This window comes from Pseudomonas sp. S3_A09, assembly GCF_054668065.1.
The window spans coordinates 3,611,915-3,633,463 of the sequence record NZ_CP162752.1; the positions used below are offsets into that span (position 1 = coordinate 3,611,915).

General features: G+C 61.3%; 18 protein-coding genes. 7 read left to right on the forward strand and 11 right to left on the reverse strand.

Annotated elements, in window-relative coordinates:
• The 4 genes from AB4N92_RS16880 (at position 1) to lpxC (ending at position 4,443) form a co-directional block, all read left to right on the forward strand.
• Entirely contained in the window at positions 1 to 870 is an 870-nt protein-coding gene (locus AB4N92_RS16880) for a cell division protein FtsQ/DivIB (protein WP_010213032.1), read from the forward strand.
• Positions 871 to 885: 15 nt separating this feature from the next.
• Positions 886 to 2,148, forward strand: a complete 1,263-nt coding sequence (ftsA, locus tag AB4N92_RS16885; protein WP_010213031.1) for a cell division protein FtsA — start codon at positions 886 to 888, stop codon at positions 2,146 to 2,148.
• Positions 2,149 to 2,222: 74 nt separating this feature from the next.
• Positions 2,223 to 3,419 (forward strand): cell division protein FtsZ, encoded by a 1,197-nt coding sequence (ftsZ, locus tag AB4N92_RS16890; protein WP_010213029.1) that lies wholly within the window; start codon positions 2,223 to 2,225, stop codon positions 3,417 to 3,419.
• Positions 3,420 to 3,531: 112 nt separating this feature from the next.
• A complete protein-coding gene (gene lpxC, locus AB4N92_RS16895) occupies positions 3,532 to 4,443 on the forward strand; it encodes a UDP-3-O-acyl-N-acetylglucosamine deacetylase (protein ID WP_003171886.1) in 912 nt (303 codons plus the stop codon).
• Positions 4,444 to 4,520: 77 nt separating this feature from the next.
• Here the strand turns inward: lpxC and AB4N92_RS16900 are convergent, their stop codons facing one another.
• The 6 genes from AB4N92_RS16900 to AB4N92_RS16925 form a co-directional block, all read right to left on the reverse strand.
• Complete coding sequence (locus AB4N92_RS16900) at positions 4,521 to 6,020, reverse strand: sensor domain-containing diguanylate cyclase (RefSeq protein ID WP_010213028.1); 1,500 nt, start codon at positions 6,018 to 6,020, stop codon at positions 4,521 to 4,523.
• 85 nt (positions 6,021 to 6,105) lie between these two features.
• The gene (locus AB4N92_RS16905; RefSeq protein ID WP_010213027.1) at positions 6,106 to 7,428 is read right to left on the reverse strand and encodes an OprD family porin; all 1,323 of its coding nucleotides are present in this window, start codon (positions 7,426 to 7,428) and stop codon (positions 6,106 to 6,108) included.
• Positions 7,429 to 7,691: 263 nt separating this feature from the next.
• Positions 7,692 to 9,056 carry a heavy metal sensor histidine kinase gene (locus AB4N92_RS16910; protein ID WP_236266863.1) on the reverse strand — a complete coding sequence of 455 codons (1,365 nt, stop codon included), beginning with the start codon at positions 9,054 to 9,056 and terminating at the stop codon, positions 7,692 to 7,694.
• Positions 9,046 to 9,723, reverse strand: a complete 678-nt coding sequence (locus AB4N92_RS16915) for a heavy metal response regulator transcription factor (protein ID WP_010213025.1) — start codon at positions 9,721 to 9,723, stop codon at positions 9,046 to 9,048. The genes AB4N92_RS16910 and AB4N92_RS16915 overlap by 11 nt, the downstream gene beginning before the upstream one ends.
• Before the next feature lie 31 nt (positions 9,724 to 9,754).
• Positions 9,755 to 12,844 carry a multidrug efflux RND transporter permease subunit gene (locus tag AB4N92_RS16920; protein ID WP_010213022.1) on the reverse strand — a complete coding sequence of 1,030 codons (3,090 nt, stop codon included), beginning with the start codon at positions 12,842 to 12,844 and terminating at the stop codon, positions 9,755 to 9,757.
• Positions 12,841 to 14,007 (reverse strand): efflux RND transporter periplasmic adaptor subunit, encoded by a 1,167-nt coding sequence (locus AB4N92_RS16925; RefSeq protein ID WP_106118888.1) that lies wholly within the window; start codon positions 14,005 to 14,007, stop codon positions 12,841 to 12,843. Before AB4N92_RS16925 ends, AB4N92_RS16920 begins: the two co-directional genes overlap by 4 nt.
• Positions 14,008 to 14,221: 214 nt before the next feature.
• Here AB4N92_RS16925 and AB4N92_RS16930 point away from each other — a divergent pair, with 214 nt between their 5' ends.
• Both AB4N92_RS16930 and AB4N92_RS16935 read left to right on the forward strand, forming a co-directional pair.
• Positions 14,222 to 14,455, forward strand: a complete 234-nt coding sequence (locus AB4N92_RS16930) for a hypothetical protein (RefSeq protein WP_010213018.1) — start codon at positions 14,222 to 14,224, stop codon at positions 14,453 to 14,455.
• Positions 14,456 to 14,618: 163 nt separating this feature from the next.
• Complete coding sequence (locus AB4N92_RS16935) at positions 14,619 to 15,389, forward strand: transporter substrate-binding domain-containing protein (protein WP_042571675.1); 771 nt, start codon at positions 14,619 to 14,621, stop codon at positions 15,387 to 15,389.
• 43 nt (positions 15,390 to 15,432) lie between these two features.
• On the opposite strand, the gene AB4N92_RS16940 is transcribed toward AB4N92_RS16935, so the two are convergent.
• From AB4N92_RS16940 to AB4N92_RS16960, 5 genes are all read right to left on the reverse strand, one after another.
• Positions 15,433 to 16,176, reverse strand: coding sequence for a YkgJ family cysteine cluster protein (locus AB4N92_RS16940; RefSeq protein ID WP_021491864.1), 744 nt, complete (start codon positions 16,174 to 16,176; stop codon positions 15,433 to 15,435).
• 107 nt (positions 16,177 to 16,283) lie between these two features.
• Positions 16,284 to 16,766, reverse strand: coding sequence for a GNAT family N-acetyltransferase (locus AB4N92_RS16945; RefSeq protein WP_010213013.1), 483 nt, complete (start codon positions 16,764 to 16,766; stop codon positions 16,284 to 16,286).
• Positions 16,763 to 17,665, reverse strand: a complete 903-nt coding sequence (locus AB4N92_RS16950; RefSeq protein ID WP_016974976.1) for a chemotaxis protein CheV — start codon at positions 17,663 to 17,665, stop codon at positions 16,763 to 16,765. Before AB4N92_RS16950 ends, AB4N92_RS16945 begins: the two co-directional genes overlap by 4 nt.
• Positions 17,666 to 17,788: 123 nt before the next feature.
• Complete coding sequence (locus tag AB4N92_RS16955; RefSeq protein WP_236266862.1) at positions 17,789 to 18,763, reverse strand: 2-hydroxyacid dehydrogenase; 975 nt, start codon at positions 18,761 to 18,763, stop codon at positions 17,789 to 17,791.
• Positions 18,764 to 18,887: 124 nt separating this feature from the next.
• Complete coding sequence (locus AB4N92_RS16960; protein ID WP_010213008.1) at positions 18,888 to 19,856, reverse strand: LysR family transcriptional regulator; 969 nt, start codon at positions 19,854 to 19,856, stop codon at positions 18,888 to 18,890.
• A 180-nt stretch (positions 19,857 to 20,036) separates the two neighbouring features.
• Between AB4N92_RS16960 and AB4N92_RS16965 the strand changes: the two genes are divergently transcribed.
• Entirely contained in the window at positions 20,037 to 21,548 is a 1,512-nt protein-coding gene (locus tag AB4N92_RS16965; protein ID WP_010213007.1) for an efflux transporter outer membrane subunit, read from the forward strand.
• The last annotated feature ends 1 nt before the right edge of the window (position 21,549 follow it).

The window sequence follows — 21,549 nt, forward strand, 5'->3', positions numbered from 1 at the left end:
ATGAAAGGCGCATCGCTTCGTCATCAGCCCCCACAAGCACCGAGCCGCAAGCCGGTGCCGCGGGGTGCCAGTCGAATGGTGGCTAAAGAGCCGATGTCGGCGCGCCTGCCGAAAGCCAACTTCGGTTTCCTAAAGGCGCTGTACTGGCCGGTTTTGCTGGTGGTGCTGGGCTTCGGAACCTATGAAGGCGCGCAACGTCTGTTGCCGTATGCCGACCGGCCGATCACCAAGATCAGCGTGCAGGGCGACTTGAGCTACATCAGCCAGCAAGCGGTACAGCAGCGCATCGGCCCGTACCTGGCGGCGAGCTTCTTTACCATCGACCTGGCCGGCATGCGCTCGGAGCTGGAACAGATGCCGTGGATCGCCCACGCCGAAGTCCGCCGCGTATGGCCGGACCAGGTGACGATCCGCCTGGAAGAACAGCTGCCGGTGGCCCGTTGGGGTGACGAAGCGCTGTTGAACAACCAGGGCCAGGCGTTCACCCCGCGTGAACTGGCGAACTATGAACACCTGCCGCAGCTGTTCGGGCCGCAGCGGGCACAGCAACAAGTGATGCAGCAGTACCAGGCCTTGAGCCAGATGCTGCGGCCAATGGGCTTCTCCATCGCACGCCTGGAATTGCGTGAACGGGGCAGTTGGTTTTTGACGACCGGGGCAGGCAGTTCCGGCCCGGGCATCCAGTTGTTGCTGGGACGCGACCGCTTGGTGGAAAAGATGCGCCGCTTCATTGCCATCTATGACAAGACCTTGAAAGAACAGATTACGAACATTGCGAGCGTCGACCTGCGTTACGCCAACGGCCTTGCCGTCGGCTGGCGTGAACCGGCTGCGCCCACGGCAGCGCAACCCGCTGTCGCGAAGAATTAAGAAGAGGCAGGACCCATGGCAAACGTGCAAAGCGGAAAAATGATCGTCGGTCTCGATATCGGCACCTCCAAAGTGGTGGCGCTGGTGGGCGAGGTCGGGGAAGACGGCGTCATCGAAATCGTCGGTATTGGCACGCATCCGTCCCGGGGCCTGAAGAAGGGCGTGGTGGTGAACATCGAGTCCACCGTGCAATCGATCCAGCGCGCCATCGAAGAAGCGCAGCTGATGGCCGGTTGCCGGATCCACTCGGCGTTCGTCGGCGTGGCGGGCAACCATATCCGCAGCCTGAACTCCCACGGCATCGTGGCGATCCGCGACCGCGAAGTCAGCTCCGCCGACCTTGAGCGCGTCCTCGACGCCGCCCAGGCCGTGGCGATCCCGGCGGACCAGCGCGTGCTGCACACCCTGCCGCAGGACTACGTGATCGACAACCAGGAAGGCGTTCGCGAGCCTCTGGGCATGTCGGGGGTACGTCTGGAGGCCAAGGTTCACGTCGTGACTTGCGCCGTCAACGCCGCACAGAACATTGAAAAATGCGTGCGCCGCTGCGGTCTGGAAATCGACGACATCATTCTCGAGCAGTTGGCCTCGGCCTACTCGGTACTGACCGACGACGAAAAAGAACTGGGCGTCTGCCTGGTCGACATCGGCGGTGGCACCACCGACATCGCGATCTTCACCGAGGGTGCGATCCGTCACACCGCCGTGATCCCGATTGCCGGTGACCAGGTGACCAACGACATCGCCATGGCGCTGCGTACACCGACCCAGTACGCCGAAGAAATCAAGATCCGCTACGCCTGCGCCCTGGCCAAGTTGGCCGGTGCCGGCGAGACCATCAAGGTGCCGAGCGTGGGTGACCGTCCACCGCGCGAACTGTCGCGCCAGGCCCTGGCCGAAGTGGTCGAGCCGCGCTACGACGAACTGTTCACCCTGATCCAGGCTGAACTGCGCCGCAGCGGCTACGAAGACCTGATCCCGGCAGGCATCGTGCTGACCGGTGGTACCTCGAAGATGGAAGGCGCGGTCGAGTTGGCCGAGGAAATCTTCCACATGCCGGTTCGCCTGGGCGTGCCCCATGGCGTCAAAGGCCTGGGCGATGTGGTACGCAACCCGATTTATTCCACCGGTGTGGGCTTGCTGTTGTACGGGCTGCAAAAGCAGACCGACGGCATTTCCCTGTCGGGCCCAAGCAACCGTGACAGCTACCGCAGCGACGACGAGGCCAAAGCGCCGTTGTTCGAGCGGTTGCAGGCATGGGTCAAGGGCAACTTCTAAAGATTTACCGCGACACCGCAGCACCGCAATAAGCAGTAGGCGAAAAAACTAGAGAAAACGAAAGGAGAGGGAACATGTTCGAACTCGTAGACAACATCCCCGCAAGCCCGGTCATCAAAGTGATCGGTGTCGGCGGTGGCGGCGGCAACGCTGTCAACCACATGGTCAAGAGCAACATTGAAGGCGTTGAGTTCATCTGCGCCAACACTGATGCCCAGGCGCTGAAAAGTATCGGCGCGCGGACCATCCTGCAATTGGGCACAGCCGTGACCAAAGGCCTCGGCGCTGGCGCCAACCCGGAAGTCGGCCGTCAAGCCGCGCTGGAAGACCGCGAGCGTATTGCCGAAGTGCTGCAAGGCACCAACATGGTGTTCATCACCACCGGCATGGGCGGCGGTACCGGTACCGGTGCTGCGCCGATCATTGCCGAAGTGGCCAAGGAAATGGGCATTCTGACGGTGGCTGTCGTAACCCGTCCGTTCCCGTTCGAAGGTCGCAAGCGCATGCAGATCGCCGACGAAGGCATCCGTCTGCTGTCTGAAAGCGTCGACTCGTTGATCACCATCCCCAACGAGAAGTTGCTGACCATCCTGGGCAAGGACGCAAGCTTGCTGTCCGCCTTCGCCAAGGCTGACGATGTACTGGCCGGTGCCGTTCGCGGTATCTCCGACATCATCAAGCGCCCAGGCATGATCAACGTCGACTTTGCCGACGTCCGTACCGTGATGAGCGAAATGGGCATGGCGATGATGGGCACTGGCTGCGCCAGCGGTCCGAATCGTGCGCGTGAAGCCACTGAAGCGGCCATCCGCAACCCGTTGCTGGAAGACGTGAACCTGCAAGGTGCACGCGGTATCCTGGTGAATATCACCGCCGGTCCTGACCTGTCCCTGGGTGAGTACTCCGACGTGGGTAGCATCATCGAAGCCTTCGCTTCCGAGCACGCCATGGTCAAAGTCGGTACCGTGATCGATCCGGACATGCGCGACGAGCTGCATGTAACCGTGGTTGCGACCGGCCTGGGCGCAAAAATCGAGAAGCCTGTGAAGGTCATCGACAATACCGTCCATACCAACCATGCCAGCCAGCAAGCTGCCGCTCCAGCGCCTGCGCGCCAGGAACTGCCGTCTGTGAACTACCGTGACCTGGACCGTCCGACCGTGATGCGCAACCAGGCCCAGGCCGGTGCTGCAGCGTCCCGTAGCCCGAATCCGCAAGATGATCTGGACTACCTGGACATCCCGGCATTCCTGCGTCGTCAGGCCGATTAATGGAATGTATCAGGGCTATGAAGGTGATTGGTGTTCAGCAAAGGTCTGGTCTGCTATTATCGCCAGCCTTTGTTGATACCAGTTCGCAATTTGCGCTGAAGCGGTCCAAGCCATGATTAAACAACGCACCCTGAAGAATATTATTCGTGCCACAGGTGTAGGTCTGCACTCCGGGGAGAAGGTATACCTGACCCTCAAGCCTGCACCTGTCGACACCGGCATCGTGTTTGTGCGTGCCGACCTGGACCCTGTGGTGCAGATTCCTGCTCGCGCGGAAAACGTTGGCGAAACCACCATGTCGACCACATTGGTCAACGGTGACGTCAAAGTGGACACGGTGGAGCACTTGCTCTCGGCCATGGCTGGCCTGGGCATCGATAACGCCTACGTCGAGCTCTCCGCGTCCGAAGTCCCGATCATGGATGGCAGCGCTGGACCCTTCGTATTCTTGATTCAATCTGCCGGCCTGGAAGAACAGGACGCAGCCAAGAAGTTCATTCGCATTCTGCGGGAAGTGACAGTAGAAGACGGCGACAAGCGCGCCACCTTCGTCCCGTTCGAAGGCTTCAAAGTGAGCTTTGAGATCGATTTCGATCACCCGGTATTCCGTGACCGCACCCAAAGTGCAAGCGTGGATTTTTCCAGCACTTCGTTCGTAAAAGAAGTCAGCCGCGCCCGTACCTTTGGTTTCATGAGTGACATCGAGTACCTGCGCAAGCACAACCTCGCACTCGGCGGCAGCGTTGAAAACGCCATTGTGGTCGACGCGGATGGTGTACTGAACGAAGACGGCCTTCGCTACGAAGACGAATTCGTGAAGCACAAGATCCTCGATGCAATCGGTGACCTCTACCTGCTGGGCAATAGCCTGATAGGCGAGTTCAAAGGCTTCAAGTCGGGCCACGCCCTTAACAACCAGCTGCTGCGCAAGTTGATTGAGCAGACAGACGCTTGGGAAGTTGTGACCTTCGAAGATGCCAGCACCGCACCGATCTCTTACATGCGTCCCGTTGCGGCGGTGTAAGTAACAACTCTCTTTCTTTCGTTTTGAAAGGCCGCCTTCGGGTGGCCTTTTTTTATGTGTCGGCTACGACGTTGATCCTAGAGTGAGGGGGTTTGAGCCTCGACAATGCGGTTTCGGCCGCTGTGCTTGGCTTCATACAACGCCTGATCCGCACTCAGTAACAACGCTTCCAGCGACAGCCGGCTACGCTTGTCCCAGGTGCTCATGCCGATGCTCGCCGTAATCGGTTGCGCATCCCCCGCCACCCTTGGCAAATGCTCGATGCTGCTGCGGATATGCTCGGCGATGACCCAGGCACCCTTCGCGTCCGTGTGGGGCAGCACCACCGCGAATTCCTCACCGCCATAACGCGCCGCGAGATCAGCCGGGCGGCGGATATTGGCGCCTATCACTTGCGCCACGGTGCGCAATGCCGCGTCTCCACCGTGATGGCCATGGCGGTCGTTAAAGGCTTTGAAGTGGTCGACGTCGATCATCAGCACGGTCAGTGGTTCGAGCGAGCGTTGCGCGCGGTCCCATTCAAGGCGCAGGCGTTCGTCCAGAATGCGACGGTTGGCCAAGCCGGTCAGGGCGTCGACGGCTGCCAGTTCTGACAGCACGCGCTCTGCGCGATAACGGCGTCGCAGTTCGCGGCGCAGCATCCAGGTCAGCCATAACAAACCGATACACAGGATGCCAGTGGCGCCACTGGTCAACAGCGCGGCGCGTTGCCAGCGGGCGAATACATCTTGGCTGGACAGTGCAACCACAACGATCAGCGGTAGCTCACCCACATTGGTGAAGGTGTACAGGCGTTCCGTGCCGCTGATGGCAGAGATCGCCTGGAAGGTGCCACTGCCTTCACGCAGTATTCGCTTGAAATTCGGTCGCTCGCTCAGGTCCTTGTCGATCATGTCGCTTTCGAGCAGCGGCTGCTGGGCCAATAAAAAACCTTGGTTATTAAGCAGGTTGACGCTGCTGCCGTTGCCGATGGTCACGGTGTTGAAGAGCTGGTCGAAATACGCCAGGCGCATGGTCGCGACCGCAACGCCAGCAAACTCACCGTTGGGCCCCGACACTCGACGGCTGAATGCCATGCGCCAGACCTGGTCGCAGTCGCAATGAATCTTGAACGGCCGGCTGATATACAAGCCGGCCTGGGCGTCCTTGGTATGCACCTGGAAGTAATCGCGGTTGGCAAAATTGCGTGGGGTGGGCTGCAGGGTGGAAGAATCGGCGATCACTGTGCCATTGGCATCCAACAACAGCACTTCACCTTTGAAAGGCGCAGCGGTGGACAGGTCAAACTGCACCAAGTGTTGGATATTTGCGGAAACCTGGGCCAGGTCCTCACGTTGCCTGGCAGCAATCAACCCTTTGAGGGCCAGGTCGTAGAGTTCGACGTTACGCAGCACGTCGGCATTGATCAACTGCGCAATATTGGTGGTTGAGCGCGTCGCGGCCTGCAGGGTGCTCGCGTGTTCGCGGATCAGCAACACCGCGACGATGACCACGATCAGGACGACAGTAAGGCCACTGCCCAGAATCAGAAATAGCTCTGGGCGTGCCGGTAAGCTTCGAACGCGGGGAGGACTCATCGGGCAGACTTCAGCGGGACAATACTGGCAGTTTAGATCTACCCGATGAAAATTAAATACCCGATAAAAAAGAAAGATCTGGGTGTCAGAACACGTTGATCGGGTAATCGACGATCACTCGGTATTCATCCACGTCTCGATCCACCGCCGAGTAGCCGTTGCTGCCGCGATTGGTCGCCCACTGCAGGCGCACGGCCAGGTCTTTGGCTTTGCCACCCTGTACCACGTACTTGAGGTCGATATCCCGTTCCCAGTGTTTGGCGTCTTTGCCGTCAGCGCTGTACCAGGCGCTATAGCCCCGGCTTTGCGGGTCGACCTTGGTCAGGTCGGTCTTGCCGCTGATGTAGGACACCGCCGAGGTCAAGCCGGGCAGGCCCAGTCCACCGAAGTTATAGGCGTACTTGAGTTTCCAGGAACGCTCGTTGGGGCCGTTGAAGTCGGAGTATTGCTGTGAGTTGTCCAGGTACACGCTGTCGCCCTGGGCGATGTAGTCGAACGGCGTGTTGCCGTTGACCCTCTGGTACGCGGCAGTGACGCTGTGATGGCCGACGTCCACGGTGAAGTGCAGGCTGTAGGTGTTGTTGTCGATATCCCCCAGCAGCGACTGCCCGGTGTCCTGGGTGTGGTAGTAATGCAGACCGGGGTTGAGACTGATCATCTCGTTCACCACATAGGTGTAGTCCAGGTCGTAGTAGTACTGATTCCACACGTCCTTGAGTTCGGCGGCGTAGAGGTTGCTGGTCAGCCCGTCGATACCGCTGAACGACACGCCGGCCCAGTTCATGTGCTGGCTGTCCGTGTGCTCGGGCAGCGCGCCGTAGCTGGTGCCGATGCGACGGTGGCCGCTCTGGTTATAGAGCTTGGTGAAGCTGGCCTGGCCACCTTCGAACATCCAACCGTCGAGGCTGTGGTTGGTCAGGCTCACGCCACGGAAAGTCTGCGGCAACATGCGGGTCGCGCCGCCGGCAATCACCGGGTTATTGAGGAACAGGTCGCCGGCTTTCAGCTCGGTATCGAATGCGCGCATTTTCAAGGTGCCACCGGCCGTCGAGAACGAGCCGGGCGCCTTGCCGTTGCCGCTGCCGTACGGAAGGATGCTGGAGCCATCGGTGCCGCCACCGCCGTCCAGTTTGAGGCCGAGCATGGCGTGGGCGTCCAGGCCGAAACCGACCGTGCCCTGGGTGTAGCCGGACTCGAAGATGCCGAGAAACCCCTGGCCCCATTCCTTGCTGTCATCGGTGTGAATATCGCGACGGTCGCGGTTCATGTAGTAGTTGCGGGTGTTGATATTGAGGTGGGCACCTTCGACGAAACCGTCGGCGGGGGTGGAGTCTGCCGCGTGGGCAAGGGGGACAATCGTTGCTGCAATCGCGAGGAATAACGGGGTGAACGTCAGCGAGTTCTTCACCGGTGGAGCTCCTTTGGTCAATCGAAAACGGCCAGTGTCGTTGGGGTGCCTGGCCTTTTTTACGGCAAAAAAAAGCCGCTGAAGTCAGCGGCTTTAAGACAGATTCCCAGTGTAGAGCCCTGGAAAAAAGTCGAGGGAAATTCGGGTAAGCGGAGACTGCCTTTGCCGTCGCGCTCATCGATGCGTCAAATTAACGCAGGCGAGCGGTGCGATACAGAGTGTAACAAGATAATGACTGTTGCCCAAATCGCAACAGTCAGGCGTTAGACCGGCAGGGTAATGCCAAACGTATTCCCACCGCCGTCGCTGCGTACGAACACATCGCCGCTGTGCATCAGGGCAATCGCCTTGACGATGGCCAGGCCCAGGCCGTGATTGGCCCCACTGTTGCTGCGCGATGCATCCACTCGATAGAAGCGTTCGAACAGGCGCGGCAAGTGTTCGCTGGCAATCGCGTCACCGGGGTTGGTCACGCCGATTGCTACCTGATGGTCCTGTCGCTCGATGCTCACCACGATCACCTGATCGGGTGCTGTGTGTTGCACCGCGTTGCTCAGCAGATTGATCAGTGCGCGGCGCAGGTGGGCTTTTTCGATCTGCACCCTGGCATCGCCGCGTACCTGCACCTTGACCTGGGCGTCTTCGAGGATGAAGTCCAGGTAGTCGAGGGTGGTTGCCACTTCATCGGCCAGGGAGCTTTCGGTCAGCTTGGTGGCCTTGCTGCCTTGGTCGGCGCTGGCCAGGAACAGCATGTCGTTGATGATCGAGCGCAGGCGCTCCAGCTCTTCGAGGTTGGATTGAAGCACCTCGAAATAATGCTCGGCAGAGCGCCCGCGAGTCAGCGCAACCTGGGTCTGGCCGATCAGGTTGGTCAGTGGCGAGCGCAGTTCGTGGGCCACGTCGGCATTGAACGACTCAAGGCGTGAGTAAGCCTGCTCCACGCGGTCGAGGGTGGAATTGAACGAGTTGACGAACTGGCTCAACTCCGGCGGCAACGGTGACAGTTGCAGGCGTCCGGAGAGCTTGGGTGGGGCGAGTTTCTGTGCCTCATCCGAGAGTTTCCCCAGGGGTTTGAGGCCGATGCGCGCGACCCAGAAGCCCAGCAACGACGCCAGCACCACGCCCACCAACGAGAGGGCGACCAGCGCGACCAGCAAGTGGTGCTGGGTGGCACGGAAATTCTCGGTGTCGATGGCGATCATGAAACGCAAGGGCGGACGCTGATCCTTGGCCGGGAACTGGCTCACCAGCACCTTGAGCGGGTATTCGCGCCCCGGCAGGCGCAGGTCGCGCTTGCCCGTGGGGCCTTCGGCGAAGGCACGGATCTGCGCATCGGGGTTGCCGTACTCATAGTTCGGATCACTGCTCACGACCCAGAAGCGGATGCGCTTGTCTTCCTCACCCAACAACTTGAGCTTGGCCTGAATCTTCACCCAATGGTCCGGTGTACCGAAGCGGTTCACTGAGGACTCCAGCACGCTGTAGCGCGCATCCAGCTCGGCGCCCGGCAACAAGCCGAGGCTGCGGTCCACCTGCTGGTACAACGCGCCGCCGATCAATAGGAAGATCAGCAGCGCCACCAGGGTGAACATGCTGCTCAGGCGCAGGGCAATGGAGTTAGCTGACACTTCGGCTCTCCAGCACATAGCCCATGCCACGGATGGTGTGCAGCAGCTTGGTGTCGAACGGCCCGTCGAGTTTGGCGCGCAGGCGCTTGATCGCGACTTCCACCACGTTGGCGTCGCTGTCGAAATTGATGTCCCAGACCATTTCCGCAATCGCGGTCTTGGACAGGATCTCGCCCTGGCGCCGCGCCAATACGCTGAGCAGTGAGAATTCCTTGGCGGTCAGATCCAGGCGCACGCCGTTGCGGCTGGCCTTGCGGCTGATCAGGTCGATCCACAGGTCGGCAACTGTCACCTGCACCGGTTCGTGGCCGCCGCTGCGGCGGGTCAGGGCTTGCAGGCGGGCCACCAGTTCCAGGAAGGAGAAAGGCTTGCCCAGGTAATCGTCGGCGCCTTCGCGCAGGCCACGGATGCGGTCTTCCACGCGTTCGCGGGCGGTGAGCATGATTACCGGCGTCTGCTTGCGCGCACGCAAGGCGCGCAGCACGCCAAAGCCGTCGAGGCCGGGCAGCATCACGTCGAGTACGATCACGGCGTAGTCGTTTTCCAGTGCCAGGTGCAACCCCTCGACGCCTTCGCGCGCCACATCGACGGTGTAGCCTTGCTCCGTCAGACCGCGGTGCAGGTAATCCGCGGTTTTTTCTTCATCTTCAATAATCAGGACGCGCATCAGCCTTTTGCTCCAGGGCGGGGCCTCAGCCTCAATGTGTGGTCGCCAATGCAGGCGTTGGTTTGGGCTTGTGGAAAAACTTCTCAAGGTACAAGTATATGACCGGCGTGGTGAACAGCGTCAGTGCCTGGCTCACCAGCAGCCCGCCGACCACTGCGATACCCAGCGGTTGGCGCATTTCCGCACCGGGGCCGGTACCGAGCATCAGCGGCACCGCGCCGAGCAGGGCGGCGAGGGTGGTCATGATGATCGGTCGGAACCGCGTGACGCAGGCTTCGTAGATCGCATCCTCCGGCGACAGGCCCCTGACGCGCTGAGCCTCCAGGGCAAAGTCGATCATCAGGATGCCGTTCTTCTTCACGATGCCGATCAACAGCACCAGGCCGATCAGCGCCATGATCGAAAAGTCCTGGCCCATCAGCGACAGCATGATCAGCGCACCCAACCCCGCCGAAGGCAAGGTGGAGATGATCGTCAACGGGTGCACGAAACTCTCGTACAGCACGCCGAGGATAATGTAGACCGCCACCAGTGCCGCCAGGATCAGCCATGGCTGGCTGGCCAGCGAACTCTGAAAGGCCTGTGCCGCGCCCTGGAAGTTGCCGATGAGGGTGGTCGGCATGCCGATTTCATTCTTGGCCTGGTTGAGCATGATCACCGCGTCGCCCAGTGCCACCCCAGGCGCCAGGTTGAATGACAGGTTGGCGGCCGGGAACATGCCGTCATGACTGATCGACAGTGGGCCCACGGTGGGCGGATCGACTTTGGCCAGTGCCGACAGCGGCACCATCTCGTTGGTCAGCGGCGAGCGCAGATAAAAGTAGTTGAGGCTCTCGGCCTTGCCGCGTTGCTGGGTGTCCAGTTCCAGCACCACTTGGTACTGGTTGATCTCGGTCTGGAACTCATTGATCTGGCGTTGGCCGAACGCGTCGTACAGCGCCTGGTCGACATCGGTGGCGGTGAGGCCGAAGCGCGCGGCGGCCTGACGGTCGATGCTGATGTGGGTGATGCTGCCGCCCAGTTGCAGGTCATTGGACAGGTCGCGAAACGCCGGGTTGGCCCGCAGTTTTTCGGTGAGGCGCTGGGTCCAGGTGTTGAGCGTCGGCCCGTCGTTGCTCTTGAGCACATACTGATACTGGGCGCGGCTGGGGCCGGAACTCAAGTTGATGTCCTGACCGGCGCGCAGGTACAGCACAATGCCTGGCACCTTCGCCAGTTTAGGGCGGATACGGTCGATGAACTGGCTGGCTGACACATCGCGGTCGCCACGGTCTTTCAAGGCGATCCAGAAACGGCCGTTGGCGATGGTCTGGTTGCTGCCCGTCACGCCGACCGAGTGCGAAAATGCTGCCACCGCTGGGTCGGCCTTGACGATCTCGGCGAGGGCTTTGTGTTTGGCGACCATGTCCGGGTAGGACACATCGGCCGCCGCCTCGCTGGTGCCCAGAACAAAACCGGTGTCCTGCACGGGGAAGAAACCCTTGGGGATAAACACATAGCCGACCACGGCCAAGGCCAGGGTCACTACAAAGATTGCCGCCATGGTGCGTTGATGGGCCAGGGCACGGCGCAGGTTGCGTGCATAGCCGGCCAGCAGTCGCTCGCTGAAACCGGGTTTGTCGTGGGCATGATGGGTGGGGGCGCGCATGAACAGCGCGGCCAGTGTCGGCGCCAACGTCAGCGAGACCACCACCGAAATCAGGATGGTCGAGGTGGCCGTCAGGGCGAACTCCTTGAACAGCCGCCCGACCACGCCGCCCATGAACAGCAGCGGAATAAACGCGGCCACCAGCGAGAAGCTGATGGACACCACGGTAAAGCCGATTTCACCGGCGCCCTTGATCGCCGCTTCGCGTTTGTCGAGCCCGGCTTCCAAGTGGCGGTGAATGTTCTCTACCACCACGATGGCATCGTCCACGACAAACCCCACGGCAATCACGATCGCCACCAGCGTGAGGTTGTTCAAACTGAAACCCATCAGGTACATCAGCGCAAAGCTGGCAACCAACGACACCCCCAGCACGCTGGACACGATCATCGTTGCCGACAACTGGCGTAGGAACAACGCCATCACCGCCACCACCAGCAGAATGGCGATCAGCAGCGTCACTTCCACTTCATGCAGGGACGCGCGGATGGTCTTGGTGCGGTCGGTCAATACGCTGACCTGCACCGACGCCGGGAGCATGGCTTGCAGGCGCGGCAATTCGGCTTGAATGCGGTCCACGGTCTCGACGATATTCGCCCCGGGCTGGCGCGAGATCACCAGGTTGACCCCGGGCGTGTCGCCGGCCCACGCCTGTACGTAGGCGTTTTCCGAACCATTGATGACTTTGGCGATATCCCGCAACTGAACCGGTGCCCCGTCCTTATAAGACACGATCAACTGCGCGTAGTCCTCCGGGTGGAACAACTGGTCGTTGGTCGACAGGGTCGACACGCTGTTCTCACCGTAGATCGCGCCCTTGGCCAGGTTGAGGCTCGATTGCTGGATGGCCAAACGAATATCGGCCAGGGTCAGGCCGATGGCGGCGAGTTTGTCCGGGGATGCCTGCACCCGAATCGCCGGGCGCTGCTGGCCGGTGATGTTGATCTGGCCAACGCCGTCGATCTGGCTGATCTGCCTGGCCAGCAGGGTTTCCACGTAGTCACTCAGCTCGGTGCTGGGCATGCTGTTGGAGCTGACGCTGAGGATCAGCACCGGGCTGTCCGCCGGGTTGACCTTCTTCCAGGTCGGCAGGCTCGGCATATCGCTGGGCAGCTTGCCGGACGCGGTGTTGATCGCCGCCTGCACTTCTTGCGCAGCGGTGTCGATGCTCTTGGTCAATGTAAATTGCAGGGTCAGCAGGCTGGAGCCCAGTGCGCTGCTGGACGTCATTTGGGTCATGCCGGGGATGGCGCTGAATTGCACCTCCAGCGGCGTTGCCACGGATGACGCCATGGTGTCCGGGCTGGCGCCGGGCAGGGTGGCGGTGACCTGGATCGTCGGAAATTCTGCTTCCGGCAGTGGGGCGATGGCCAGGCGCGGGAAGGCAATCAGCCCGAGCAGCACCAGGGCGAAGGTCAGCAGAAGGGTGGCAACCGGGTGGTCGACGCACCAGGCTGAGGGCGAACGGCTCATGGCTGCACCTTGGCATCAACGGTCTGGATCACCTGCGGCGGCTCCTTGAGGACTTCCACCTGGGCGCCTGCCTTGAGTCGCGATTGGCCGTCACTGACCAGCACATCCCCGGCTTGTACGCCCTTGATGATGTTCACGTCGCTGTCCTGGTAGGTGACTTGCACCGGTACCACGTCGACCTTGTCACCGTTGACCCGGTATACGAAGTGCGAATCCAGGCCACGCTGCACCACGGTCGGTGGCACCACCAAGGCGTTTTTGTCGAGGGCGGTCTGGATCTTGATGGTCACCAGTTGTCCTGGCCACAAGCGTTGCGAGGCGTTGTTGAACTCGGCCTTGGCGCGCAGAGTGCCGGTGGTGGAGCTGATCTGGTTGTCGATCAGACTCAAGTGGCCTTCGCCGAGCAGGTCGCCAGTCTGGCCATCGGTGTCGGCGCCGAGGTAGGCATCGACGCTGGCCTGGGTAGGTGCTGCGATCAAGCCCTGCAAGGTGGGCAACATCTGCTGTGGCAGGGAGAACTCGACGGCAATCGGGTCGATCTGGGTCACGGAAAACAGGCCCTGGGTATCGCTGGTGCGCAGGAAGTTGCCTTCATCCACGGTGCGAATACCCACGCGGCCACTGACCGGTGAGCGAATTTGGGTGTAGGAAAGTTGTACCTGGGCTGAATCGATCGCGGCCTGGTTGCCTTGGGCCGTGGCCTTTAGCTGGTTGACCAGCGCTTGTTGCTGGTCATAGGTCTGTTTGGACACGCCGTCGTCGACGCTCAATGCCTTGTAGCGCTTGAGGTTGACCAGCGCCACCTGCAACTGTGCCTGGCTTTCGCCCAGTTGTGCCTTGGCCTGGTCAAGGCTGGCGCGGATCGAGCGGTCATCGATGGTCGCCAGCAGGTCACCGGCCTTGACCAGTTGCCCTTCCTTGACCAGCAATTTAGTCAGGATGCCATCCACTTGCGGGCGAATCACCACACTGTGCAACGACAGCACTGAGCCGATCCCGCTGACAAAGCGTGGAATATCCTGCTGCGCCACGCTCACCACCCTCACCGGAATCGCAGTGGGCGCCGCCAGTTTGGACTTGGCCGGGCGGGTCAGTGCCCAGGCCGCAACGGCTAACACCACGAGGACACCTGCGATCAGGGCGGTTTTTCGTTGAATTTGCATGGGGTGAGGTGCCAAGGCGAAGGATTGGAAGTGGATGAGGCCTTTATAGCCCGCCAATCCGGTCAGCAAGGTGACTGCTAACTGACAGCGCTGTCAGTAAAGACCGACCATTCGTACAGGTGGTGGTTAAAGATCCGAGGCGGGCAGGTATACTGCGCGCCAGCGTGGCCCGCAAGCTGGCCCCGCGTCATTTTTTGCACGCTCCGGAGCCTCCATGACTTCCCCGACACAACCCCCTGTTGAAGCGGCCGACCTCGTCGATCCGGCCAGCGCCGAAGGCGTTGAAAAAGCCGAGATCCCGGCGTTCAAGTTTCCCTTCAAACCGGGTGAACTGGCGGGGGCCAAGAATGCCGCCCAGCCCTGGTACAAGAACGGCGCCAAGAACGGCCACACCAAGACCCCGGGCATGGCCCCGCCGGGTACGCGCCGCTCCATGGGTAAACGTTAAGATTAATCGGTTGTAATGTTTGGCGGATGTTGCCTACAGCCTCCGCTGATGTTTCTGATTGTAGGCCGGCGACTGTTTCTTGAAAGCTGCACAGCCTTTGCGCTTCCCTGGGTTTTTAGTGGGGTGGAGCGCAGCGTGCTCTTTCCGGAAAAGGACGTTTCCTGTGGCCCTGATACACCTGTGTGTAATGCTTGCCCTGTCGCTCGCGGTGGATGCCGTTGCAGGCATTGATCAACCACGGCGCGAAATCCGCTTTGCTGTCGTCGCACAGTTTTCCCCTTTCCAGAGTCGCAACCCGCAAGGACAGTTGATCGGTCTGAATATCGAGTTGGGTAACGCGCTCTGCCAGCAATTGAATGTGCGCTGTACCTGGGTCGACCAGGTGCTGGTCGAAAACTTCGAAGGCCTTGAAGCCCGGCAATTCGATGCAATCATGGGTATTGCCTCCACCCCCCAGCGCCGGCGCCGGGTGAGTTTCACCGACAACCTCTACCCCTTCACCACACGGTTGGTGGCGCTGCGAACCTCAGGCCTTTTGCCAACGCCAACGTCGCTCAAGGGCAAGCGGGTCGGGGTATTGCTGGGGAGTAACCGCGAAGCGTTTGCCCGGTCCCAATGGGGGCCAAAAGGCGTGATCATCAGGAGCTTCTGGCTCAACGACGAACTGGTTCGCAGCCTGCTGGCGGGTGAAATAGACGCGACCCTGCAGGGCACCGTGGAAATTCGCAACGCGCTGCTCGACACTGCCGCCGGCCAGGACTACGACTTTCTGGGCCCCGCCGTGTCTACTGAACTGCTGGGCGACGGTGTGGCGATCGCGCTGCGTAGCACCGATACGGGGCTGCGCACTGAGCTTAACCGTGCCCTCGAACAGCTTATGCACAACGGCGAATATCAGCGAATCCTTGCACCTTATCGCCTGGACGCACCGTGATGGCTTAGTCAGTTGTAGCGTCAGTGGGCGAGAGCGTTTTGCACTAAGCCGCGCGTAACGGGATAAACGCGTAGTTGGCCGGCACCTCGGTCGCAATCTGCGCCCCGGCATCCAGCACCTGCTCGGCGATGTCCAGTCCGGACACATGGAACACCCACTCATTGGCCACCGACGGCTGACTTATCGCCAACTCGATCGCCTGGGCAAATGCCCCCATGTCCGGCAGGTAAGCGGTAAATCCATCGCCCTTGAGCGCCGTGGTGCGAATGCCCAGTAATGCGCACACCGCCTCTTTGGTCTGCACATCGTCGCGGTCGGCCTGGCGCGAACGACGGATCAGTTCAGCCAGCGCCTGGTCCATCAGCTCACCGCCGACGATCAGCGCCGGCCCCTGTTCCCAGGATTCCGGCGGACATTCCTTGGCAGCGGGGTTCAGCGGGATATGCGGGTTGATTTCCATCGGATAGATGCGACACACCAACGGGCGGCGCGCATAGATGCGGCACAGGTTGTCTTCGTCAAGATTCCGGCAGCGCCCCGCGTTGTAGGCCGCAAAGGTGATTGCCACAAACGCCTCGGTGTTGCCGCTGGGCACCACCACCGAACGGCGCTCGGCATGTTCGCGTTGCAGCTGGGGCAGGCCCAGTCCATTGCCCAGGAAACCTTCCACCAGAACAATGACGTTACCGCCGTCCGCCGCCCACATCCGGGCCTCTTCCAGGGTCAGGGGCACGTGATGGTCGGAGCAGCATTTGCCGCAGCCGACGCAGGAAAATTGAGTATTCATGGCGGATCTGTCACCAGGTTAGGTCAGAGGGCACGCAAGAACGGTGACGGGTTTTTACCTCTGTTCACCAATTCGCTCTCTGGAAGCAAGTTACACGCCAGTGTGTGTTAGTCCTGAGGTACTACGTCGCGTAGGACAAATTTCATGCCCGCGCTTTCATACAGCTGGCGGGCACGCACATTGCTCTCCAGCACCTTGAGGTCCACGTAGGGTTCGCCGCGTTGCTTGAACGTCTGGAAGCTGTGCAGCAACAAGGCTCGCCCCAGCCCTTGGCCTTGGGCGCAGGGGTGAATAGAGAGGTTCTTGATAAAGGCGCTGGTCCAGCACTGGGCCACGCCGAGAATGCCTTCATCGTTGCTGACCACCAGGCACAGGGTGGGATCGAACTCGGCGTCAGTGGTGAACTGATGCCGCCAGGTGTCCAGGTTGGGAACGCGACCGCCGCCCTGATCCTGGGTCAGGCACAGCACGGCATGAATCGCTGGAGCCAAGTCGTTGCGGTAGTGATCCAGTCGCGTACCCGGCGGCCACTGAGGGGCGGGCAGGCTGCCGGTGAGGTCACGACGCAGCAGTTGGAAATAGTCGCTCACAGGCCTTTTTGTGCCACCGTTTGAGCGGCCACTACCAGGCACTTGGTCAGTTCCGGCGAGGAGAATTTGGTGAGCACCGCGTCGGCGCCGGCCAGCCGGGCTTTTTCGCTGTTCATCGCGCTGTCCAGGGACGTGTGCAGCAGCACGTAGAGGTGCTGGAAGTCCGGGGTTTCGCGCAGGGTGCGAGTCAAGGCGTAGCCGTCCATTTCCGACATCTCGATATCCGACACCACCACATTGATCTGCTCGACCGTGCCTTGCAGCTCCAGCAGCACATCGATGGCTTCCTTGGCGCTGCGTGCGGTGTGGCAGGTGAGGCCAAGGTTGCGCAGGGTGTGCACCGATTGCTGCAGGGCGACCTGACTGTCGTCCACCACCAGGATGCGTGCGTTGCCCAGTACTTCAGCTTCTTCCATGGTCAGGTCGGTTGGCGCTGCTTCGATCGGTGCCGGCGCGATACCGTGGATGACTTTCTCGATATCCAGTACCTGCACCAGACCGCCTTCCACTTGAGTCACCCCGGTAATGAACGCACGGTTACCGCCGGAGCCATAGGGCGGCGGGCGGATGTCGGTGGTCAGGCAATGCACGATCTTGCTCACCGCCTGTACATGCAGGCCCTGCTTGGAGCGGCTCACGTCGGTGACGATCAGGCAGCCGCCGTCCGGGTCTGCCAAGGGCATTTCGCCCAGAGCGCGGCTCAGGTCGATCACCGCCAGCGAGTTGCCACGCAGGGTGGCGATGCCTTTGACGTGAGGGTGGGACTCCGGCAGCTTGGTCAGCGGCGGGCAAGGAATGATTTCACTGACTTTCAGCAGGTTGATCGCCATCAGCTTGCCGCTGCGCAAGGTAAAGAGCAGAAGCGAAAGTGAGTCTGCGCGGGCTTTGGTGGTAGACATAAAAACCTTCTGTGGATCAGGGATGACGATCTATAGAGGGTTATCGACTTGGGGAGGCCAGGCTTTAACCGGATTTTGTATCGGGACGGGTGTGTGGGAGCGGGCTCCCACACACGGCCTATTTCAGCCCTTCCACACTTGCGGATTGACCAGGTCCTGCGGGCGTTGGCCCAGCAGAGCACTGCGCAGGTTGTCCAGAGCACGGTTGGCCATGGCTTCACGGGTTTCGTGGGTGGCCGAGCCGATGTGCGGCAGAGTCACGGCATTGCTCAGTTGGAACAGCGGCGACTCGGCCAGCGGCTCCTGCTCGTACACATCCAGCCCGGCACCGCGGATGGTCTGGTTTTGCAGGGCTTCGATCAGCGCCGGCTCGTCTACCACCTGGCCGCGGGAGATGTTGATCAGGATCGCGCTGGATTTCATCAAACCCAGTTCGCGGGTGCTGATCAGATGACGGGTCTTGTCGCTCAACGGCACCACCAGGCACACGAAATCCGCTTCGGCCAGCAGCTCATCCAGGCTGCGAAACTGCGCGCCCAGTTCCTGCTCCAGTGCCGGCTTGCGGCTGTTGCCGCTGTACAGGATCGGCATGTTGAACCCCAGGCGCCCACGCCGGGCCACGGCTGCGCCGATGTTGCCCATGCCGACGATGCCCAGGGTCTTGCCATGCACGTCGCAACCGAACAACGGCGCGCCGACGCTGGCTTTCCACTGGCCGGCCTTGGTCCAGGCGTCCAGTTCGGCCACCCGGCGGGCGCTGCTCATGAGCAGGGCAAAGGCCAGGTCGGCGGTGCTTTCGGTGAGCACATCGGGGGTGTTGGTGAGCATGATCCCGCGTTCGTTGAAGTACGCCACATCGTAGTTGTCGTAGCCCACCGACACACTGGACACCACTTCCAGCTTGCTCGCGCCCTGTAACTGCTCGCGCCCCAGCTTGCGGCCTACGCCGATCAGGCCGTGTGCGTGGGGCAGGGCTTCATTGAATTGAGCGCTGATGTCGCCCAGCTTGGGGTTGGGCGCGATCACTTCGAAATCCTGTTGCAGGCGTTCGATCATTTCCGGGGTGACGCGGCTGAAGGCGAGGACAGTCTTTTTCATTGCAGGCGGGCTCATCGACTACGGAAGAATGCCAAGCACGCTAACATTCCTGCCGACAATTGTCAGGGCACCCTGAACCAAAGTGGGCACAGTCCAAAACGCGGGAGCTGTTGTTTGATAGCCCTCAGTTCGCCAACCGAGCGCCGCTGAGGCTGCCGCTCAATTCATACGCCACCAACTCCGCCTGATGCGCCGCCAGAATCTCCGGCAGCGAGCCACGCAGGTATTCCACCCAGGTTTTGATCTTCGCATCCAGGTATTGGCGCGATGGGTAGATGGCGTACAGGTTCAACTCCTGGGAACGGTAGTTGGGCATTACCCGCACCAGGGTGCCGTTGCGCAGGCCTTCGATGGCCGCGTACACCGGCAACAGGCCGACGCCCATGCCGCTGGTGATCGCGGTTTTCATCGCGTCGGCCGAGTTCACCAGGAACGGCGACGTATTGATCGCCACGCTTTCCTGGCCTTCGGGGCCGTTGAAAGTCCACTTGTCCAGTTGGATCACCGGGCTGACCAGGCGCAGGCAGGCGTGGTTGAGCAAGTCCTGTGGGCGCTGCGCGCAACCTTTGGCCTTGACGTAATCCGGCGAGGCGCACGCGATGCTGTAGGTGATGCCCAGACGCTGGGACACGAAGCCCGAGTCCGGCAGCTCGCTGGCCAGCACGATGGACACGTCGTAGCCCTCATCGAGCAAGTCCGGCACGCGGTTGGCCAGGGTCAGGTCGAAGGTGACGTCCGGGTGGGTGCGGCGGTAACGGGCAATTGCATCGATGACGAAATGCTGGCCGATACCGGTCATGGTGTGCACTTTCAGCTGCCCGGCCGGGCGCGCGTGGGCGTCGCTGGCTTCGGCCTCGGCTTCCTCGACGTAGGCCAGGATCTGCTCGCAGCGCAGCAGATAGCGTTTACCGGCCTCGGTCAGCGCGATGCGTCGGGTGGTACGGTTGAGCAAGCGGGTTTGCAGATGGGCCTCAAGGTTGGAGACCGCGCGCGACACGTTGGCGGTGGTGGTATCCAGTTGCACGGCGGCGGCGGTGAAGCTGCCGGCTTCGGCCACGCAACTGAAGGCGCGCATATTTTGCAAAGTGTCCATGGAGTGTTCTCAGGGGAGATAACAAATTGTGACAGAAAGTTGCGCCGTCCAGTGATCCCTACCAACGGATTATCGCCTGAACGGTAACAAAGATTCACAGGAATGCCAGCTTATCGTCCTCCCTATCGCCCCCTAGAATTGCGCCACCTACCCCCGCATCACCTCAGGAAGTCGCTTGCCGTGCCGCGTCGCATCAGCAGAGAGCTGAAGACTCTCAGTGTTTGGGCCTTATCGTTAGCAATCAGCGGCTGCATCGGAACCGGAGGAATTGCCCCACAAGGCCAGTCCCTCAACGCCAATACCCTGGCCACCGACGACGCCATCCAAAACGCTGCACAAGACGCCCACTGGCCCACCGGGCAATGGTGGCAGGCCTACGGCGACCCGCAATTGAACCGTTGGGTCGACCTGGCCACTCAGCACAGCCCAAGCATGGCCATGGCTGCCGCGCGAGTGCGCGAGGCGCGGGCCATGGCCGGGGTCGCCGAGTCGGCCGAATCGCTGCAGATCAATAGCGACACCACCCTCAAGCGCCACAATTGGCCCAAGGATCAGTTCTATGGTCCCGGCGAGCTGAGCGGTGCCAACACCTGGGACAACAATGCCAGCCTGGGCCTGAGTTACGCCCTCGACCTGTGGGGCCGCGAAAGCAATGCCACCGAGCGTGCCGTCGACCTGGCGCACATGAGCGCTGCCGAAGCGCGCCAGGCCCAGCTCGAATTGCAGAACAACGTGGTGCGCGCCTATATCCAGTTGTCGTTGCATTACGCCAACCGCGATATCGTCGCGGCGACCCTGGCACAACAGCAACAGATTCTCGACCTGGCCAACACACGCCTGAACGCCGGGATCGGCACCCACTTCGATGTCAGCCAGGCCGAAACCCCGTTGCCGGAAACCCATCGCCAACTGGATGCGTTGGACGAAGAGATCGCCCTGAGCCGTAACCAGTTGGCAGCCCTGGCGGGCAAAGGACCCGGGGAGGGCGCGCAGTTGCAGCGCCCGAGCCTGTCCCTGGCCGCGCCGTTGAAATTGCCGTCGAGCCTGCCCGCGCAATTGCTCGGCCAGCGCCCGGACGTGGTTGCCCGCCGCTGGCAAGTTGCGGCCCAGGCCCGTGGCATCGATGTGGCCCATGCCGGTTTCTACCCCAATGTCGACCTGGTCGGCAGCCTCGGATACATGGCCACCGGTGGCGGCATGCTGGAATTCCTGGCGGGCAAGAAATTCAACTACAACGTGGGACCTGCGATCACCTTGCCGATCTTCGACGGCGGCCGCCTGCGTGCGGAACTGGGCGAAGCCAGCGCGGGCTATGACATCGCTGTCGCCCAGTACAACCAGACCCTGGTCAATGCCCTCAAGGGTATCAGCGACCAATTGATCCGCCGCGAATCCATGGATAAGCAAGCCGCCTTCGCCGCGCAGTCGGTGGCCTCGGCGCAGAAGACCTACGACATCGCGATGATCGCCTATCAACGTGGCCTCACCGATTACCTGAATGTGCTGAATGCGCAGACCTTGCTGTTTCATCAGCAACAGATCGAGCAACAGGTGCAGGCCGCTCGCCTGAGCGCCCACGCCGAACTGGTGACGGCCCTGGGCGGCGGCCTCGGCGCCGGCGACGACGCACCGCAAGATGCCAAGACCCTCCCGAGCAAGACCCCGGCGGCGCTGGCCGTGTTTGATCACTGAG

Bases quoted from the DNA above. Each gene is read 5' to 3' on its own strand.
- AB4N92_RS16880 (WP_010213032.1), top strand. From the start codon at position 1: ATGAAAGGCGCATCGCTTCGTCATCAGCCCCCACAAGCACCGAGCCGC.
- ftsA (WP_010213031.1), top strand. From the start codon at position 886: ATGGCAAACGTGCAAAGCGGAAAAATGATCGTCGGTCTCGATATCGGC.
- ftsZ (WP_010213029.1), top strand. From the start codon at position 2,223: ATGTTCGAACTCGTAGACAACATCCCCGCAAGCCCGGTCATCAAAGTG.
- lpxC (WP_003171886.1), top strand. From the start codon at position 3,532: ATGATTAAACAACGCACCCTGAAGAATATTATTCGTGCCACAGGTGTA.
- AB4N92_RS16900 (WP_010213028.1), bottom strand. From the start codon at position 6,020: ATGAGTCCTCCCCGCGTTCGAAGCTTACCGGCACGCCCAGAGCTATTT.
- AB4N92_RS16915 (WP_010213025.1), bottom strand. From the start codon at position 9,723: ATGCGCGTCCTGATTATTGAAGATGAAGAAAAAACCGCGGATTACCTG.
- AB4N92_RS16920 (WP_010213022.1), bottom strand. From the start codon at position 12,844: ATGAGCCGTTCGCCCTCAGCCTGGTGCGTCGACCACCCGGTTGCCACC.
- AB4N92_RS16925 (WP_106118888.1), bottom strand. From the start codon at position 14,007: ATGCAAATTCAACGAAAAACCGCCCTGATCGCAGGTGTCCTCGTGGTG.
- AB4N92_RS16930 (WP_010213018.1), top strand. From the start codon at position 14,222: ATGACTTCCCCGACACAACCCCCTGTTGAAGCGGCCGACCTCGTCGAT.
- AB4N92_RS16940 (WP_021491864.1), bottom strand. From the start codon at position 16,176: ATGAATACTCAATTTTCCTGCGTCGGCTGCGGCAAATGCTGCTCCGAC.
- AB4N92_RS16950 (WP_016974976.1), bottom strand. From the start codon at position 17,665: ATGTCTACCACCAAAGCCCGCGCAGACTCACTTTCGCTTCTGCTCTTT.
- AB4N92_RS16955 (WP_236266862.1), bottom strand. From the start codon at position 18,763: ATGAAAAAGACTGTCCTCGCCTTCAGCCGCGTCACCCCGGAAATGATC.
- AB4N92_RS16960 (WP_010213008.1), bottom strand. From the start codon at position 19,856: ATGGACACTTTGCAAAATATGCGCGCCTTCAGTTGCGTGGCCGAAGCC.